Origin of the sequence: Streptomyces sp. NPDC001339 (genome assembly GCF_042895955.1) — a bacterium.
Lineage (GTDB): Bacteria > Actinomycetota > Actinomycetes > Streptomycetales > Streptomycetaceae > Streptomyces.
On the sequence record NZ_JBIAWT010000006.1, the window covers coordinates 336,767 to 352,461 of the forward strand.

The window sequence follows — 15,695 nt, forward strand, 5'->3', positions numbered from 1 at the left end:
TCGGTGGCGGACCGGGCCGACCGGCACCCCCGCATACGGGTCAGGCCGGTCCGCCACCCAGCTCGAACCAGACACACTTGCCGAACCCCTCGGCGCGAATACCCCAGGCATCGGCCAGGGCACGTACCAGCAACAGCCCCCGGCCGGACGTCCCCTCCATGGTCGCCGGCCCCGCCTCGGGGCGCCCCGGCGCCCAGTCCCGCACCTCGACCCGCAGCCGGTCACCGACCCTGGCCGTCACCACGGCACCGCCGTCGGCATGTATCAGGGCGTTGGTGACCAGTTCGCTGGTGAGCAGCGTGGCAACCTCCGCCAGCTCACCACCGCCCGGCGCCGCCCAGCGGCTCAGCAACTGCCGTAGCTCCCGGCGTACTTCACCGACCGCACGCAGATCCGCGTGCCGTACTCGCCGCCGCAGCACACCCGGGGCTCGCGCGGCGACTCCTCCGCCGCGATTCCCCTCGGCCGGCTCCTGCTCTCTGTCCCGCTCCTCGCGCCGCACAGGCTGACGCATACTCTCCCCCGCCCCCCAAACGGACATCGGCGTCCGGTTCTCGAACAGCCTCACGGTCAGCATGCCCACCCGATCTGTCCCCATGCTTCGGTTCGCCCGGTTGTGCGCCACGCCACGACGCGCGGCCGCTCCGGACCGCGGGACGTCGAGGAGACCCGTCAGCAGCGCCCTGGCCGCATCGCCCTACGACTCCCACACGCCGACGGCCGTGCGGTCCTTCGTATGACCCATGGCCCGGAGCTGGGCGGCGGCGAGGAAGGGGACCAGGCCCGGGGGTTCGGGCGTGGACCACTGGACGGCGAGGCGGGCGGCGAACGCGGGTTCCTCGTGCAGCGGTTCCGCCAGACCGGCGCTGCACAGCAGCAGGGCATCACCCGGACGGGTGAACACCGTGCGGAAGAGGAATGGCTCGGCGGGTACCGGCCGTTCCAGCGTGCGGGGGCCGAGAGAGAGTCCCGGAGCGGGGCGGGGCGAGCCGCCGTCGGAAGGTTCGGAAGGTGGTGCGTCGTGCGGGTCGTGTTCCGTCGTGGCGGGTTCCAGGTCCTGCCAGGCGCCGTCGCGCAACCGGAAGAGACCGCCCTCGCCGACGCCGAAGAACACCCGGGTACGGCAGTCGGGGTCGGCGGGCAGCAGAAGGCAGCGCAGGGCAGCGGTGGGGGGCTCCGCCGGAGCGCCCCGTTCCCGCTCCCGGCCGCGCAGCTTGCCGAGACCGCGGTCGGTGAGCCGCTGCAGCCCCGATTTGAGCGCGCCGCAGTTGTCCGAACGGATGTCGGCGGCCAGTCGGGTGTAGCTGCGGCCGACCGCGCCGCCGATCCAGGCGCAGACATCGCGGGCGGCACGGTGGGCGCCGTCGGCGGCCGGCCCGCCGGTGGCGACGGCGGCCAGGATCAGGGCGTGCCGGCCCGTGCCGAAGCGGGCGGTGAGCAGGGTGTCGCGGCGTACCTCCCCCCGGTGGCGGGCGGAGTCGCCGCGCTGGGAGGCGGCGCGAAGGGTCAGCGAGCCGTAGTGGGCGCCGTCCAGCGCGGTGTCGGGCACCTGCTCGTCGAGTGCGGCCGGATCGGCGGCGGGCAGCGTGGCCGGCTCGGGCTCGTAGCCGGACGGCTCGGGTCCGTGCGTGCGGCTCTCGGGCCCGTACGCGAGCGGCTCAAGGCCGTACGGGAGCGGCTCCGGGCCGTACGTGAACGGGCGGGCGCCGACGAAGTCCGTGCCGAGCGGCGGCGGTGCGCTCCACCCGGCCGGGCCCGGGCGCGCATCGGGGCCGGTGGCCTGGAGCGGGATCGGCGCCGAGGGCACGGGGGGCGGCGGCAGGCGCCGTACGGGCGGCTCCCAGGGCTTCCGCCGGGCCGGGGAGGGTACGGAGTGCTCCGGTGCCGGCTCGTACGACGGCTCCGCCCGCCCTCCCCGCCTCCTCCGCGCCGGCGGCCCCAGCGCGCGCAGCGCCGACGCGACCCGGTCGTCAAGGGTGTCCGGCGCGTCGGACGGTCCGCTCCCCGTTCGCCCGTCCTCGCCGTACAACTGCCGCCACCAGTCGTCCTCGCGACCGCGCCGTGCCGCCCCCTGTCCATTCATGGCGGGCATTCTCCCTGGCCGGCCGCCACCGAAACAGGGCGCGCACCGACGCTCGACCGGGCGGCCGCCCCGCACCGACACCACCGGGGCACGGAGACCGGGGAGACAGGCCCCGGATCCCGGCGGTCACCGCGGCCGGGCGGGCGAAGTCGCCCCGCGCCACGGCCGGTTGCGTCCCCCGGGCCGCCGTCCCCCTGCGCTCCCCAGGCCCCCGAACGCCCGCTTCCGCATGCCTCCGCGCACCCGGCGCCCTATCCTTCGCACACGGCCGGCCCGCTCCGTGCGTCCCCTAGGGCCTGTGTCGGAAGTCCCGCCTGCCCCGCGACGCCCGGCACGCACTCCCCCACGCCTGAACGGCGCGGGGGGACCCCCATCTGCGTTGTCGGGCTCGCCCCGATACGCCCAGTATCGGGGCGACCCTCCGCCTTGCGATCGCGCTCGGCTTCCGAAGGACGAATCAAGGAGCCGAGACGGAGCGAGCGAAGAGAGCGGAGTGCACCGGACGCCGCGGGGCCCGCCCTTCGGGCGGACGACGGGACTTCCGACACAGGCCCTAGCACCGCCCCGGTCGGCAAGCGCTTCCCGGCAGCGTCCGGCAGTCTTTTGGCATGGGAGAGCGCAGCGTACGAGCCGCCACGGCGCGTACGCCCGCCGGGAGTGAGGCCGGCGGATGAATGCGTGGCAGCTGATCGCGGTCGGGCTGGTCATGCTGCTCGGGCTGATCGGCGTGCTGGTGCCCGGTATCCCCGGGCCGCTGATCGTGTGGGCCGGCGTGCTGTGGTGGACGCTGACCGAGAAGTCCGCTCTGGCCTGGGTGGTGCTGATGGGCGCCACCGCCGTCCTGCTGCTCGACCAGGCGCTGAAATGGCTGCTGCCGGCTCGCGATCCGCGGGCTGCGGGCGCGCCGTACCGCACGCTGTTCCTGGCGGGCGCGGCCGGGATCGCCGGCTTCTTCGTGATCCCCGTCATCGGGGCCCCGCTGGGCGCGCTCGGCGGGCTCTACCTGCTGGAACGGGTCCGGCTCGGCAGCCATGGCGATGCCTGGGCCTCGACGCGTACGGTCATGCGCGCCATCGGGCTGAGCGTGCTGATCGAGCTGCTGGCCTGTCTGCTCGTCGTGGGCGCCTGGATCGGAGCCGTGATCGCGGGCTGACGGGGGCGGCCCACCCGCGGCGGGCCGCCCCTCAGGGCCTCACCTCACCCCCGCGTCCCCCGCTTCCGCTCCATCATGTGCCTGCCCCACGCCTGCTTCTGCCGCCATTCGCGTCGCTGCTCGGCGCGCAGCCGGACATCCGTCTTCGCGGCGATCCACCGGTTCTCCCGCTGCAGTTTCCGGTAGTTCTCCAGTCTCCGCACCGCCAGCTCCCCGCTCTCCACGGCCGCCTGTACCGCGCACCCGGGCTCCGCGTCATGCGCGCAGTCATGGAAGCGGCACTCCTCGGCCAGCGCCTCGACGTCCGAGAACGTCCGCGCCAGTCCACCCTCCGCGTCCCACATCCCGACGCCGCGCAGCCCCGGTGTATCGATCAGCACACCGCCGCCCGGCAGCGCGTGCAGATCCCGTGTGGTCGTGGTGTGCCGCCCCTTGCCGTCCCGGTCACGGATCGCCCGCACCGTCTGCACGCTCTCCCCCACCAGGGCGTTGGCCAGGGTGGACTTGCCCGCACCGGACTGGCCCAGCAGTACGGACGTCACACCGGTGAGCGCGGCGGACAGCACATCGAGTCCTTCCCCCGTCTCCGAGCTGACCGCCACCACCGGCACCCCGGGAGCCACGGACTCGGCGTCCGCGACGAGATGTGCCACCCCGCCCCGGTCGCCGGCCAGGTCGGCCTTGGTCAGTACCACGAGCGGCCACGCCCCGCCCTCCGGGGAGCTCGTGGCCCGGCGCACCGGCTCCTCGTCCGCCGAGCTGGACATCGCCAGCGCGAGGAACCGTTCGATCCGCCCGAGGTCCAACTGGTCAGCGAGCGATACACAGATGACGATGGCGTCGATGTTGGTGGCCAGCACCTGGCCCTCGGAACGCTTCGACGACGCGGACCGGACGAATGCCGTACGGCGCGGCAGCAACGCCCGTACGACACCCTCGACATGATCGCCGCTGCGCCCGTTCTCCAGGTCGATCACGGCCCAGTCACCGGTGCACGGCACCCGCATCGGATCGCCCGTCGCCACCAGCGCCGTGTCCGCGAGAACGGTCCGGATGCCGTCGCCGTCGGCCACGACGGCATCCACCCGGCCGCGGTCGACGCGGACGATACGGCCGGGCACGAACCCCTGCCCGGCATAGGGGGTGAAACCCTGCGCGAACCCGTCGTCCCAGCCGTAGGCGGTCAGCGGGTGCGCAGCAGAAAGATCGAGGTCGAACAACGGGAAGCCCCTTCAGGGAGGAAAGGATGCAGTCCCGGCTGCGCACCCCCACACACACGACAGACAACGCGCGCGAAGACGCGATGGACGATGCGGTGCGATGCGAGAAAGAGAAGAAGAGAGTCGAGTCAGCCGGAGACCACGGGAACGAGAGTGATGAACTTCTGGGTGCGGACAGCACCCATCGCAACGACGGTCATCAGTACTCACCTCCCGGCCTACACGGTTGACGGGCGGCCGCGGTCGGCCGCCACAAGGAACGGTTTCACCCTAGCCCGACGGTTCGGGGATGCGCCAAGCATTTTCTCGCTGCCGTACGACGCATCGGACAGCGTGGCGCCGGTCGTCAACAGCGTGGAGCCAGTCGTCAGACAGCGTGCAGCCGGTCGAGCGTCCGCTTCAGCTCTTCGCGCAGGGTGCGCCCCGCCGTCTCGGCATCCGCCCGGGCGATCGCCTCCACCAGGACGGTGTGGCCGTCGTCGCCGTGGTTCGGTTCGTCGGTCCGCAGGTTGAGCAGGTCCACCAGATCGACCAGGCCCTGGCGCAGCACCGGTACGAACTCGCTGAACAGGGCGGTGAGTACGGGGTTGTGCGCGGCGGCGACGAGGGACGCGTGCAGGGCGATGTCGGCATCGACGAACTCGGCGTTCCCCGCCTTCGCGGCCTCCTTGCGGTGGGCCAGGGCCGCGTTGAGGGCGGTGAGGTCGTCGTCCGTCCGGCGCTGTGCGGCCATCTGCGCGGCCTCGACCTCGATGAGCATCCGGACTTCGTAGACGTCGGTGATGGCCGCTCGGCGCAGCTGAGTGGGCCAGTCCTCCTGGGGTTTGGTGGCGATGACGAAGACGCCGGCGCCCTGGCGTGCCTGCACCAGCCCCGCGCCGGCGAGTGCGCGCAGCGCCTCGCGGACGGTGGAGCGTCCCACCCCGAGGGCCTGGGCGAGGGCGTTCTCACCCGGGAGTTTCGTGCCGACGGTCCACTCGCCCCCGGTGATCTGCTCACGCAGGCGTTCAGTGGCCTGCTCGACCAGGGGAGTTGGCCGCAAAGCGCCTAGTGACATGCGACGTTTCACCTTCTCTTTTACTTCTCGGGTTGTCTGAGGTGTTCGGCTGTGGTTACTGTACCTGGCATGTCGCTGCGCGGACTTCTTCTTCTCGGCCGCCGCTGCGGGGTCTGACCGACCGGCTCCCCGCAGCGGGTGCCGGGTCGTGCCGGTCATCAGGTGCCAGATGACTGACCGAAGGAACTTCCGCCGCCATGGCTTCATCCCAGACCCATACGTTCCCCACCCTGCGTACCCCGTCCGGGCCCGTTCCCGCGGACGCTCCGGCGTGGAACCCCCAGCGGCCGAGCGCGATGCCGCACCAGCGCTACCAGCCCGCGCACGCCCGGGTGGCGCTGCCCCTGACGGACCGGACCTGGCCGTCCCGCCGGCTCGAGCGGGCCCCCCAGTGGGTACCCGTCGACCTGCGCGACGGCAACCAGGCGCTGGCCGAGCCCATGGACACCGAGCGCAAGCGCCGGATGTTCGACCTGATGGTCACCATGGGCTACAAGGAGATCGAGGTCGGCTACCCCTCCGCCAGCCAGACCGACTTCGACTTCGTCCGCCATCTGGCCACCAGCGGCGCGGTGCCCGACGACGTGACCATCTCCGTCTTCACCGCCGCCCGCCCCGACCTGATCGACCGCACCATCGACTCCATCGAGGGCCTCCCCCGCACCGTGGTGCACCTCTACACCGCCACCGCACCGACGTGGCGGAACGTGGTCCTGGGACGTTCCCGTACCGAGCTCCACGGAATGATCCTGGAAGCCGCCACCTACCTGATGCGGCGTGCCGAGGAGCGGCCAGGGGCCGATATCCGGTTCGAGTTCTCCCCCGAGGTCTTCAACCTCACCGAGCCGGACTACGTCCTGGAGGTCTGCAACAGCGTGACGGAGCTGTGGCAGGCCTCCCCGGACCGGCCGGTGATCCACAACCTGCCGGCCACGGTGGAGATCGCCTCCCCCAACGTGTACGCGGACCAGATCGAGTACATGGACCGCCACCTGGCGCGGCGCGACGCGGTGATCCTCTCCGTGCATCCGCACAACGACCGCGGCACCGGCGTCGCCTGCGCCGAACTCGCCGTCCTGGCGGGGGCGCAGCGGGTGGAGGGCTGCCTGTTCGGGAACGGCGAGCGGACCGGCAACGTCGACCTGGTCACCCTGGCACTGAACCTGTACGCGCAGGGCGTGAACCCCATGATCGATTTCTCCGACATCGACGCCGTACGCGAGGTGGTGGAGCACTGCAACCGGCTGCCGATCCACCCGCGCCACCCCTACGTCGGCGACCTCGTCCACACGGCCTTCTCCGGAACCCATCAGGACGCCATCTCCAAGGGCATGGCCCATCACGCCAAGCAGGCCGCGGAGCTGGGCATGCCGCCCGAGGAGGCGCCCTGGGAGGTGCCGTACCTGCCCATCGACCCGGGTGACATCGGCCGCACCTACGAGGAAGTCATCCGCATCAACTCCCAGTCCGGCAAGGGCGGTATCGCCCACCTGCTGCACGCCCACCACGGCCTGGACCTGCCCAAGGCGATGCGTCCGGACTTCTCCCGTACGGTGCAGCGCGCCACCGACGCCAGCGGACAGGAACTCTCGCACAAGGACCTGTGGGAGCTGTTCCGTACCACCTACATCAGCCCGGCCCAGGACGGTCCGGTCACCCTGAGCTCGTGGCGCACCGCCGAAACCGGGCCCGGCGAGCACGAGTTCACCTGTGTGCTCAGCACGGACGGGCAGGACCGGTCGTACCAGGGGACGGGCAACGGCCCCCTGTCGGCCCTCACCCAGGCCCTCGGGGCCGCCGGGATCGCCGTGGACATCCTCAACTACGCCGAGCACGCCACCACCGTGGGGCCCGGCAGCCCCGCCGTCGCCTACGCCGAGTGCCGGGTGGACGGGGCCACGCACTGGGGAGCCGGGTGGGACACCTCCATCCTCGCCGCCTCGGTGCACGCCGTTCTCGCGGCCGTCAACCGGGCCGGGCAGGCCTGACCGTGACCGAATCCCCTGTACTGCGCGTGGACCGGGTCGACCTGGTCCGCGAAGGCAACCCGATCCTGCACGACGTGTCCTTGACGGTACGGCCGGGAGAGCACTGGGCACTGCTGGGCGCCAACGGCGCCGGCAAGAGCACCCTGCTCAGCCTCCTGGGCGCGCTCGCCCATCCCACCCGGGGCACGGTGGAAGTCCTGGGACACGAGCTGGGCCGGGTCGACCTGCGCCAACTGCGGTCCTACGTAGGGCATGTGGACCCGCGCCACGGTCTGCGCTCGCCCCTGAAGGTGCGGGACGTCGTCCTGACCGGGCTGACCAACACGATTGAACGCGTCCCCCGCTGGAGCCCCACGCCCGAGCAGGCCGCCACGGCCGACCGCCTCATCGACCTGCTCGGTCTCGGCGAACGCCGCGCCGCGCGCTGGCCCACCCTGTCCCAGGGCGAGCGCGGCAGGGCACTGATCGCTCGCGCGCTGATGCCCAGTCCGCGGCTGCTGTTGCTGGACGAGCCCGCCACGGGTCTCGACGTCGCCGGGCGGGAGCAGCTCATCGAACGGATCGACACGCTCCAGCACACCTACCCCGAGCTGGCGTCGGTTCTGGTGACCCATCACCTGGAGGAGCTGCCGCCCGGCACCACGCACGCCATGCTGCTGCGGGACGGCCGCTGCCTGGCATCGGGGCCGGTCGACGACGTCCTGACCAGCGATCAGGTCGGCAAGTGCTTCGACCACCCGATCCACCTCACCCGCGCCGACGGCCGGTGGAGTGTACGGACCCGCCGACCGGCCAGGCCGTAACCCGGCCGGCGGACAAGCCGCCGGTGGTGCGCCGCCCCCGTGCGCACCACCGGCACCTCCGGCAGATCCGTTCGGATCCGTTCGGATCGCAGAACAACGCAGAACTCAGAACACGAACACAGAACTTCAGAACACAGAAGTCAGAACAACGACTTCCCGGCGCGTTCGACGGCGTCCTGCGCCCGGTCCCAGTCCCCGTCGAAGTGATCGGCCAGGGCGTGCAGCCACCGTTCCACACCGAAGCCGACACAGCTGGTGGATGCCGCGGCGCCGCCCGGCAGCGCGATGGAGCAGCGCTCGCCGAAGAAGGTGTAGTGGGTGTTCACCGACGCTATGGCCAGATCCTGGTAGACGTACTCGTACTTGACCGGCACGACCTGCTGGAAGGTGGCGCGGTCCGACGTCCGGTCGTAGAACGGATCGGAGGCCGTGCGCCGTTCCAGGGGGAGGCCGATCTCCTCGGCCAGGGTTCCGATGAAACGTGCGGAGCGCTCCAGATGGGCCGACATCTGCTCCGGGGTTCCGAGGGCGACGACCTCGCGCATCCGGAAGGCCTTGAGCCGGCGGAGCCCGTCGAAGTGGTCCTCGTTGCGGAAGCACTGCCCCAGGACCGTCACCAGTGCGCCCTCCTCCGGGACCTCCCGGTTCCGGTGGTGCAGGTAGACCCCGTAACAGGCGCTGGAGGGCAGGGCGAGTCCGGCCGGGCCCAGGGTGCCGGCACCGAAGTGCCCCGAGGCGGCCTCCTGGCCGATCCGGTCCGTCCCGGCTGTGGACACGTCCAGGGCCGAGGAGACGAGGGCGAGTTGCGGGAAGTTCTCGAAGACATCGAGCCCGGCGAGGTCGGCGACCGGGAGCAGCGGTGGAACCGTCAGGGCACCGGCTCCGGTGCTCTCGGCCCACCGGGTACAGATGCCGTCCAGTGTCTCGACGAGCCGGGTGGGTTCGGCATCCAGTGCCGCCAGCCCTTCTGACGTACGGACACCGGTCGTGAAAGTCAAGGTCATGGGAAGTTCCTTTACGGGGAAGGCCTCGGCCGGGAGGAGGGCGGGGCCGGGCGCGGCCGACTGGGATGAACTCACCTGGTCAGGAAGGACATTGCCGCGGTGTATGTCGCTCGCTAAGGTAACACCTCTGAGGACCTGAGTACCTGAGGTATACAGAGCCTCACTCCGCAAGACACCGCACGACAACGCAAGACACGGCATGACAACGCAAGACACTGCACGGCAAAGCAAGACAACGAACGAGATGAACGGGTTCAGGATGAAAAAAGGGCAACTCGGCTTCTTGGCCGGTACGCACGTGGTCAACGACCTGTATCAGGGCGCGATACCCGCGATGCTGCCGCTCCTGATGTCCCAGCGCCACTACAGCTACGCCGAGGTCTCCGGCCTCGCGTTCGCCGCGAGCGGCGTATCGAGCCTGTTCCAGCCGCTGTTCGGGGTGCTGTCCGACCGCAAGCCACGGTCCTGGCTGGTTCCGGCCGGCTTCGGGACCGCGGCCCTCGGCGTGGTGGCGGCCGGGCTCTCCGGCAGCTACCTCCTCACCTGGCTGTGCGTCGCCCTGGCGGGCATCGGCATCGCCGCCTACCATCCGCCCGCCACCAGCGAGGCCCGGGCGGCCGGCGGATCCTCGCAGAAGGCCATGAGCGTCTTCTCCGTCGGCGGCACGCTCGGCGGGTCCCTCGCCCCGGCGCTGGTCACCCTGGTCATCGGCGCCATGGGCTTCGACAGCAGCTACCTCCTGGCGATCCCCGCCCTGGTCATGGCGGTGCTCTGGGTGCTGCGGGGACCGTGGATGCGGTGGCGGGGGTACGCCCCCTCGACGCCGCTGGTCACCGGCAAGCCGTCCAAGGCGTCGGCGGCCGATGCCGACCGCAAGGACGACTGGCGCTCCTTCGTCCGGCTGGTGGCGGTCATCGTCGGCTGGTCCATCCCGTACGTGATGGTCACCTCGATGGTGTCGCTGCACACCCAGCGCGATCTCGGGCAGTCCGCCGGGGCGGGCGCCGCCGTCCTCACCTGCTTCACCGCGGCCGGAGCGGTCGGCACGCTGCTGGGCGGCTGGGTGGGCGACCGGTACGGCCGGATGACCTCGATCCGGATCGGCTATCTCGTCGCCCTGCCCGCCCTGTTGGGCATCGCCTGGGCCCCCGCGTTCCCCGTCCTCATCGTGAGCACGGTGGTGTTCGGCGTCGCGATGTTCCTGCCGTTCTCGGCTCAAGTCACGCTGGCGCAGGACTACTTGCCGACCCGTCCGGGAACGGCCAGCGGACTGACGCTGGGGCTGGCGATGGCGGCGGGCGGTCTGTGCTCCCCCGCGTTCGGCTGGCTGGCGGATTCGGCCGGTCTGCGGACCACTTTCTACGCGCTGCTCGCCGTCTTCATCGTGCCGGTCCTCTTCGCGCTCCGGCTTCCGGACCGCGCCGCTGCCGCACCGCAAGCACCATCGGCGGAGCCGGCCGCGGGACCGGAGTATTCCCGAAACGCTTAAGCGGGCGCGTTCCCCGTCGCCAACTTCCCGACGCACCACGCCTATCGCCTCCCGGATGTGTCCGGTATTTGAAACACCCGTTGAGCGTGGGCCAGTAGATCACGTACCGTCAAAACCGCTTCGGGAAGAGGCCGCCGCAAGACCAGCCGGGCGGGCTCGAAACGCTCCCGCGGCGTCAGTTCGGCATGCGACCAGAGGCGGGGACCGATGAAGATTAACTGGGACGACCATGAGGAGCTGAAGGCCGAGGGAATCGCCTTGGCCCGACGCTTCGCGTTCGGTCAGGAGATGTCCTGCCTCAAGGTCGTGGCCGACCAGTCCGGGGATCTGAATCTCCCGCCGCACTGGCACGAGAACGAGCAGTGGGTCGTGGTCACCGAGGGCTCCATTCGCTTCGTCTGCGAAGGGACCGAGTACGAACTCAACGCCGGTGACGTCGCCTACATACCGGCGCGCCAGCGGCACACGGCCACCTTTGTCGGAGAAGAGGGAGCTGTTCTCCTCGAATTCTCCGCTCCCCCACGGCTCGATCTCGCGCCGGGCTCGATCGTTCCGTCGTCGATGAAGTTCGACTGACCTCGGACGGTCGGCGACAGCATCGAACGGGGGAATCGATCATGAGCAGCATGTACGGCCGGGCCAATGAGGCGGCGACCATCCATGACGCGTTCGCGCGGGTCGCCCAGCGGTTACCCGACCGCACCGCCGTCGTCTCCGCATCCGAGGCGATGACCTATGCGGAACTCGCCGCCGAGGCCCGGCACATCGCCCGGCGCCTCATCGCACTCGGGGTCCGGCCCGGCACCGTCGTTCCCGTGGTGGCGCGCAGGTCACCGGGCCTGACCTCGGCGATCCTGGGCGTGCTGATGGCCGGCGGCGCCTACGGGATCCTGGACATGAGGTGGCCGGCGCCGCGCATCGCCCAGTTGCTGCGCGCCATGCGCCCCCAGGTCGTCCTGGCGGACACCGCGGGCTCCGCCCGGCTGGACCAGGCCGCCATCGACCACGTCACCTTCAGCGATCTCCGTGACCGGCCGGCGGGCCGGAGCACCCCGGACGACCCGCTGCCGGACATCGGGCCCGAGGCGTGCGCGACGGTCTTCTGGACGTCCGGAAGCACGGGCACCCCGAAGGCGGTCCTCTCCCCCCACCAGGCGACGACCCGGCTGTTCACCCCGGAGCCCTTCATGGACTTCGGCGCGGCACCGGTGATGATCCACGCGGCGGCGGTGGCCTGGGACGCCTTCTCCCTGGAGCTGTGGGGCATGCTGCTCACCGGCGGCACCGCGGTCTGCCACCCGGAAGACCTGCTGCTGCCTCCGGCGATCCGCGCCTACGTCAACGACTTCGGCGCCACCCACCTCTTCCTCACCCCGTCGCTCTTCGATGTCCTCGCGGGCGGCGACATCGACTGCCTCGCCGGTCTGCGCGCCGTCCTCCTCGGGGGAGACAAGCCCTCTCCCGCCAGCTGCCGAAGGCTCTTCGACGCCCACCCCGGCATCGAGCTGTACAACGGGTACGGGCCGGTCGAATCCTGTGTGTTCGCCAGCACCCACCGCATCACCGAGGCCGACACCAGGGCGGCGGGCGGTATTCCGGCCGGCCTTCCGGTCCCCGGTACGGACCTGCACATCGTGCGGGACGGCGCCGTGGTGCCGCACGGCGAGCCGGGTGAGATCGCCATCGGCGGCACCGGGCTCGCGCTGGGTTACCTGGACGCGCCCGGACCGACCGCGGCCGCCTTCCGGAACATCGAGATCGGCGGGGAGCCGCGCCGGGTGTACCTGACCGGCGACCAGGGACGGCTGGACGAGTCCGGCACCCTGCGCTTCGCCGGGCGCAAGGACGCCCAGATCAAGGTCGCCGGACACCGGATCGAGCCGGCGGAGATCGAGTCGGCCGTGTACGCCCTGGGAAGCAAGCGGTCGGTCGTCGTCCCGATCCCCGACCGCGGCGGTACCCCGCGCATCATCCTGTTCGCCGAAACGCCCGACACCGCCCTGTCGGAGCAGGACGTGCTGGGCCGGCTCAGAGAAACGCTGCCCGCCTATATGGTGCCGTCCAAGGTGCACTTCGTCTCCGCCATGCCGCTGCTGGAGAACACGAAAATCGACAAGCGCGAACTCTCGGCGCTCTTCGGCTACCACTCCTGAAAGCCGTCCAGCAGTCCTTCGTTCCACGCACTCTTTTCCGAGCACTCTTTTCCGACCCTGCATCCACGCAAGGACGTCACGTTGAGCACGCAAAGTCACGCTGCAGAAAAAATCTCGGTAGCGCTGGAATCCATTCAGAGCAAGCGCCGGATCGAGCGGGTCATGGAAGCGGCGAACGCCCTTCTCGACAGATATGCGAAACAGCCAGATCACGCGGAACGCCTACGACTGACTTTCGAACTCATCCGCCGTAATTTCACCGGCGAGATCACCATCGATTACGGAGATCTCACCCTGGGATCCGGCAACACGGCCGCCCCTGACGGCAGAACGACGTTCCACTGTACGTTCACCGCCCCCGGCGGAAAGACCGGAACGCTCACCGCGCACTACACCGCTCCCGGCTCGATGGGGCTGACCGATTCCGAATGGCTGGATGCGATGCGTCTGCTGGCCGGAATCAGCGCTCTGGGTGTCGGAGGGACCGTCACATGCCCGGAATGACCGTGACGGAGAACCCTGCGAGCCTGCTGGCGCAGCCGTACTGGTACCGGCGTCTGCCGGCCGGCACGGACGTACACCGGCTGGACAGCGGCCTGTTCGCCGTCACCGGCAACGCCGCGGTGCAGGAGGCGCTCACCCACCCCGGGATCGTGGCCGAACACCCGCTCAAGGCCAGCGCCCGGGCCTTCGGGCCCAATGTGCTCGATGCCGACGGCCCCGCCCACCGCGCCTTCCGCGCCCTGCTGGCCCCTGTCCTGTCCGCCGCACGGATAGCCGAGTACAAGCAGACGCTGATGCCCGGGCTGATCGACGCGCTCGTGGACAGCGTCGTCGGCACCGAGACGGACGACTTCTACAACTCCTGTGCGCACAAGGTCCCTTACGGCATCGTGTGCACCCTCCTCGGTATCGACGCCTCCCTGGAGGACCGTTTCCACGAGCTGACCCGTCCGCTGGCCCGGCTCCTGGACTACCCCACCGAGGAGACCGACCAGACCCACACCAACGTCACCGAGCTGCTGCGGCTGATCGAAGAGCAGCGGGCCGCCAGGACGGCCGGGGACCATTCGCTCCTGGAGACCATCGAGCGGACCCGCGACCGCAAGGGCATCACCCTGACGGACAGCGAAGTGCGCTCGACGGCACTGCTGTTCTTCCTGGCCGGCACCGAGACCAGCAGCGCCTTCATCACCTCGCTGGTGTACTGCATGGGGCGCGGCATCTTCAGCCTGGACGAACTCCGGGACGAGGCGGTCCGGGACGAGTTCATCGAAGAGGTCCTGCGGCTCTATCCACCGGTGCAGACGATCGTCCGGTTCGCGCACGACGACCTGACGGTTCAGGGCGTCGGCATACCGCGGCACTCGGCGGTGCTGGCGTCCGTCGCCGGAGCCAACCGGGATCCGCGGGTGTTCGACCACCCCGACCGGTTCCGGGCCGGCCGCAGCCCGAAGGGCTCGATTCCGTTCGCGGTCGGAGCGCACGCCTGCCCAGGAGCCATGCTCGCGAAGGCGGAGTTCTCGCTGCTCGTCGAGAGGCTCGTCGAGCGCTGCTCGGACGTGGTCATCACCCGCGACCGGATGGCCATGGAGAGCCAGTCGTTCGCCCACCCGACGGAGTTCTCCGTCGAGTTCACGGCAAAGTAAGAGAAAGAGGTAGCTGTGGAAGACAAGCTCACATCGCTCCGGGAGTGGCTCGGCGGCCTGCACGAGGAGCCGGTCGACATCCAGGACGACACGGATCTCGTCGAGTCGGGCCTGGTGACCAGCCTCCAGTTCGTCCAGATGGTGATCGAGATCGAGCGCCTGCACGGACAGAAGCTGGACCCGGGCGTGATCAACATCGAGTCCATGCGCACCCTGCGGGCGATCAACACGACCGTGTTCCAGGCTGCCTGATGGCCGCGGACACCTCCCGTGTCGCGGTGGTCTCCGGCACCTCGTCCGGGATCGGCGCGGCCGTCGCGGCGGAGTTCCTGCGCCGGGAGTACACCGTCGTCGGGCTCTCCCGGCGCGGGAACGCCCGTCTCGCACAGGAGAAGGGCTACCTCGACTGCATCGCCGACCTGCGGGACGACGAGGCCGTACGGACGGCTCTGGCCTCCGTCTCCGAAACGACCGCCGACCGGGTGAAGGCCGTGGTGCTCAACTCCGGTGTCTCACCGGATCCGGCCGGCCTCGCCGAGGTCGCATGGCAGGTGGCGGCCGAAGCCTACGAGAACAACGTGCACACGGCGCTGAGTCTCGTCCAGGCGACGGCTCCGCTGCTCAAGCTCGCCGGCGGCGGGTCGTACACCTTCGTCGGGGCGAGTCTGGCCAACGGCTACCAGCCCGAACGCTGGGCGTACGCGGCCAGCAAGGCCGCGATGACCACACTGATGCGCGCCTGCTCGGCCGAGTTCGCCGATGACGGTGTCGTGGCGAACGAGGTGCGGCCGGGGCCGGTGGCAACCTCCATGACCTTCGCGGATGTTGACGGCGAGGTGAGCGACCAGATCATCCGTGCCATCAACGACGGCTTCCGCACGGACTGGCTCAAGGCACCGCGCACCGTGGCGGAGTGGATCGTCTCCATCTCCGAGTTCCCGTCGAACGGGCCCACCGGCCAGGTCTTCAACTACAGCCGCAAGGTCCTGTAACCACAGGCCCTCGCCCCGTCAACCACAGCCCCCCACACAACTGCGGGCGCAGGCCCCCACCCTGTCACCACAGGCCCCTGTAACCGCACTCCCCCCACCAGAGA

At 70.4% G+C, this 15,695-nt stretch carries 15 protein-coding genes; 10 read left to right on the forward strand and 5 right to left on the reverse strand.

The window, feature by feature from the left end; translation table 11 throughout:
- Window positions 1-40 precede the first annotated feature (40 nt).
- Complete coding sequence (locus ACFY12_RS19720) at window positions 41-418, reverse strand: ATP-binding protein (RefSeq protein ID WP_390717333.1); 378 nt, start codon at window positions 416-418, stop codon at window positions 41-43.
- Between the two features lie 279 nt (window positions 419-697).
- Window positions 698-2,083, reverse strand: coding sequence for a protein phosphatase 2C domain-containing protein (locus ACFY12_RS19725; RefSeq protein ID WP_390717083.1), 1,386 nt, complete (start codon window positions 2,081-2,083; stop codon window positions 698-700).
- Window positions 2,084-2,753: 670 nt separating this feature from the next.
- On the opposite strand from ACFY12_RS19725, the gene ACFY12_RS19730 reads away from it, so the two are divergent.
- The gene (locus ACFY12_RS19730) at window positions 2,754-3,236 is read left to right on the forward strand and encodes a DUF456 domain-containing protein (protein WP_390717084.1); all 483 of its coding nucleotides are present in this window, start codon (window positions 2,754-2,756) and stop codon (window positions 3,234-3,236) included.
- Window positions 3,237-3,280: 44 nt separating this feature from the next.
- Here the strand turns inward: ACFY12_RS19730 and rsgA are convergent, their stop codons facing one another.
- Window positions 3,281-4,456, reverse strand: coding sequence for a ribosome small subunit-dependent GTPase A (gene rsgA, locus ACFY12_RS19735; protein WP_390717085.1), 1,176 nt, complete (start codon window positions 4,454-4,456; stop codon window positions 3,281-3,283).
- A gap of 367 nt (window positions 4,457-4,823) precedes the next feature.
- Window positions 4,824-5,513, reverse strand: a complete 690-nt coding sequence (locus tag ACFY12_RS19740; RefSeq protein ID WP_390717086.1) for a FadR/GntR family transcriptional regulator — start codon at window positions 5,511-5,513, stop codon at window positions 4,824-4,826.
- A 197-nt stretch (window positions 5,514-5,710) separates the two neighbouring features.
- Between ACFY12_RS19740 and leuA the strand changes: the two genes are divergently transcribed.
- Together leuA and ACFY12_RS19750 are read left to right on the forward strand one after the other, a co-directional pair.
- A complete protein-coding gene (gene leuA / locus ACFY12_RS19745) occupies window positions 5,711-7,501 on the forward strand; it encodes a 2-isopropylmalate synthase (protein WP_390717087.1) in 1,791 nt (596 codons plus the stop codon).
- Entirely contained in the window at window positions 7,498-8,304 is an 807-nt protein-coding gene (locus ACFY12_RS19750; protein ID WP_390717334.1) for an ABC transporter ATP-binding protein, read from the forward strand. The genes leuA and ACFY12_RS19750 overlap by 4 nt, the downstream gene beginning before the upstream one ends.
- A gap of 140 nt (window positions 8,305-8,444) precedes the next feature.
- Here ACFY12_RS19750 and ACFY12_RS19755 read toward each other — a convergent pair whose 3' ends face one another.
- Complete coding sequence (locus ACFY12_RS19755) at window positions 8,445-9,308, reverse strand: hypothetical protein (RefSeq protein WP_390717088.1); 864 nt, start codon at window positions 9,306-9,308, stop codon at window positions 8,445-8,447.
- Window positions 9,309-9,552: 244 nt separating this feature from the next.
- Here ACFY12_RS19755 and ACFY12_RS19760 point away from each other — a divergent pair, with 244 nt between their 5' ends.
- The 7 genes from ACFY12_RS19760 to ACFY12_RS19790 all read left to right on the forward strand — a co-directional run bounded on the left by ACFY12_RS19760 (window position 9,553) and on the right by ACFY12_RS19790 (window position 15,591).
- Window positions 9,553-10,797 (forward strand): MFS transporter, encoded by a 1,245-nt coding sequence (locus ACFY12_RS19760; RefSeq protein ID WP_390717089.1) that lies wholly within the window; start codon window positions 9,553-9,555, stop codon window positions 10,795-10,797.
- 207 nt (window positions 10,798-11,004) lie between these two features.
- Window positions 11,005-11,373 carry a cupin domain-containing protein gene (locus tag ACFY12_RS19765; RefSeq protein WP_390717090.1) on the forward strand — a complete coding sequence of 123 codons (369 nt, stop codon included), beginning with the start codon at window positions 11,005-11,007 and terminating at the stop codon, window positions 11,371-11,373.
- Between the two features lie 41 nt (window positions 11,374-11,414).
- Entirely contained in the window at window positions 11,415-12,950 is a 1,536-nt protein-coding gene (locus ACFY12_RS19770) for an amino acid adenylation domain-containing protein (protein WP_390717091.1), read from the forward strand.
- Window positions 12,951-13,031: 81 nt separating this feature from the next.
- Complete coding sequence (locus ACFY12_RS19775) at window positions 13,032-13,454, forward strand: hypothetical protein (RefSeq protein WP_390717092.1); 423 nt, start codon at window positions 13,032-13,034, stop codon at window positions 13,452-13,454.
- Window positions 13,442-14,599 carry a cytochrome P450 gene (locus ACFY12_RS19780; RefSeq protein ID WP_390717093.1) on the forward strand — a complete coding sequence of 386 codons (1,158 nt, stop codon included), beginning with the start codon at window positions 13,442-13,444 and terminating at the stop codon, window positions 14,597-14,599. Before ACFY12_RS19775 ends, ACFY12_RS19780 begins: the two co-directional genes overlap by 13 nt.
- Before the next feature lie 15 nt (window positions 14,600-14,614).
- Window positions 14,615-14,851, forward strand: coding sequence for an acyl carrier protein (locus tag ACFY12_RS19785; protein ID WP_390717094.1), 237 nt, complete (start codon window positions 14,615-14,617; stop codon window positions 14,849-14,851).
- Window positions 14,851-15,591 (forward strand): SDR family NAD(P)-dependent oxidoreductase, encoded by a 741-nt coding sequence (locus tag ACFY12_RS19790; RefSeq protein WP_390717095.1) that lies wholly within the window; start codon window positions 14,851-14,853, stop codon window positions 15,589-15,591. The genes ACFY12_RS19785 and ACFY12_RS19790 overlap by 1 nt, the downstream gene beginning before the upstream one ends.
- The last annotated feature ends 104 nt before the right edge of the window (window positions 15,592-15,695 follow it).

Bases quoted from the DNA above. Each gene is read 5' to 3' on its own strand.
- ACFY12_RS19725 (WP_390717083.1), bottom strand. From the start codon at position 2,083: ATGAATGGACAGGGGGCGGCACGGCGCGGTCGCGAGGACGACTGGTGG.
- ACFY12_RS19730 (WP_390717084.1), top strand. From the start codon at position 2,754: ATGAATGCGTGGCAGCTGATCGCGGTCGGGCTGGTCATGCTGCTCGGG.
- ACFY12_RS19740 (WP_390717086.1), bottom strand. From the start codon at position 5,513: ATGTCACTAGGCGCTTTGCGGCCAACTCCCCTGGTCGAGCAGGCCACT.
- leuA (WP_390717087.1), top strand. From the start codon at position 5,711: ATGGCTTCATCCCAGACCCATACGTTCCCCACCCTGCGTACCCCGTCC.
- ACFY12_RS19755 (WP_390717088.1), bottom strand. From the start codon at position 9,308: ATGACCTTGACTTTCACGACCGGTGTCCGTACGTCAGAAGGGCTGGCG.
- ACFY12_RS19760 (WP_390717089.1), top strand. From the start codon at position 9,553: ATGAACGGGTTCAGGATGAAAAAAGGGCAACTCGGCTTCTTGGCCGGT.
- ACFY12_RS19765 (WP_390717090.1), top strand. From the start codon at position 11,005: ATGAAGATTAACTGGGACGACCATGAGGAGCTGAAGGCCGAGGGAATC.
- ACFY12_RS19770 (WP_390717091.1), top strand. From the start codon at position 11,415: ATGAGCAGCATGTACGGCCGGGCCAATGAGGCGGCGACCATCCATGAC.
- ACFY12_RS19780 (WP_390717093.1), top strand. From the start codon at position 13,442: ATGCCCGGAATGACCGTGACGGAGAACCCTGCGAGCCTGCTGGCGCAG.
- ACFY12_RS19790 (WP_390717095.1), top strand. From the start codon at position 14,851: ATGGCCGCGGACACCTCCCGTGTCGCGGTGGTCTCCGGCACCTCGTCC.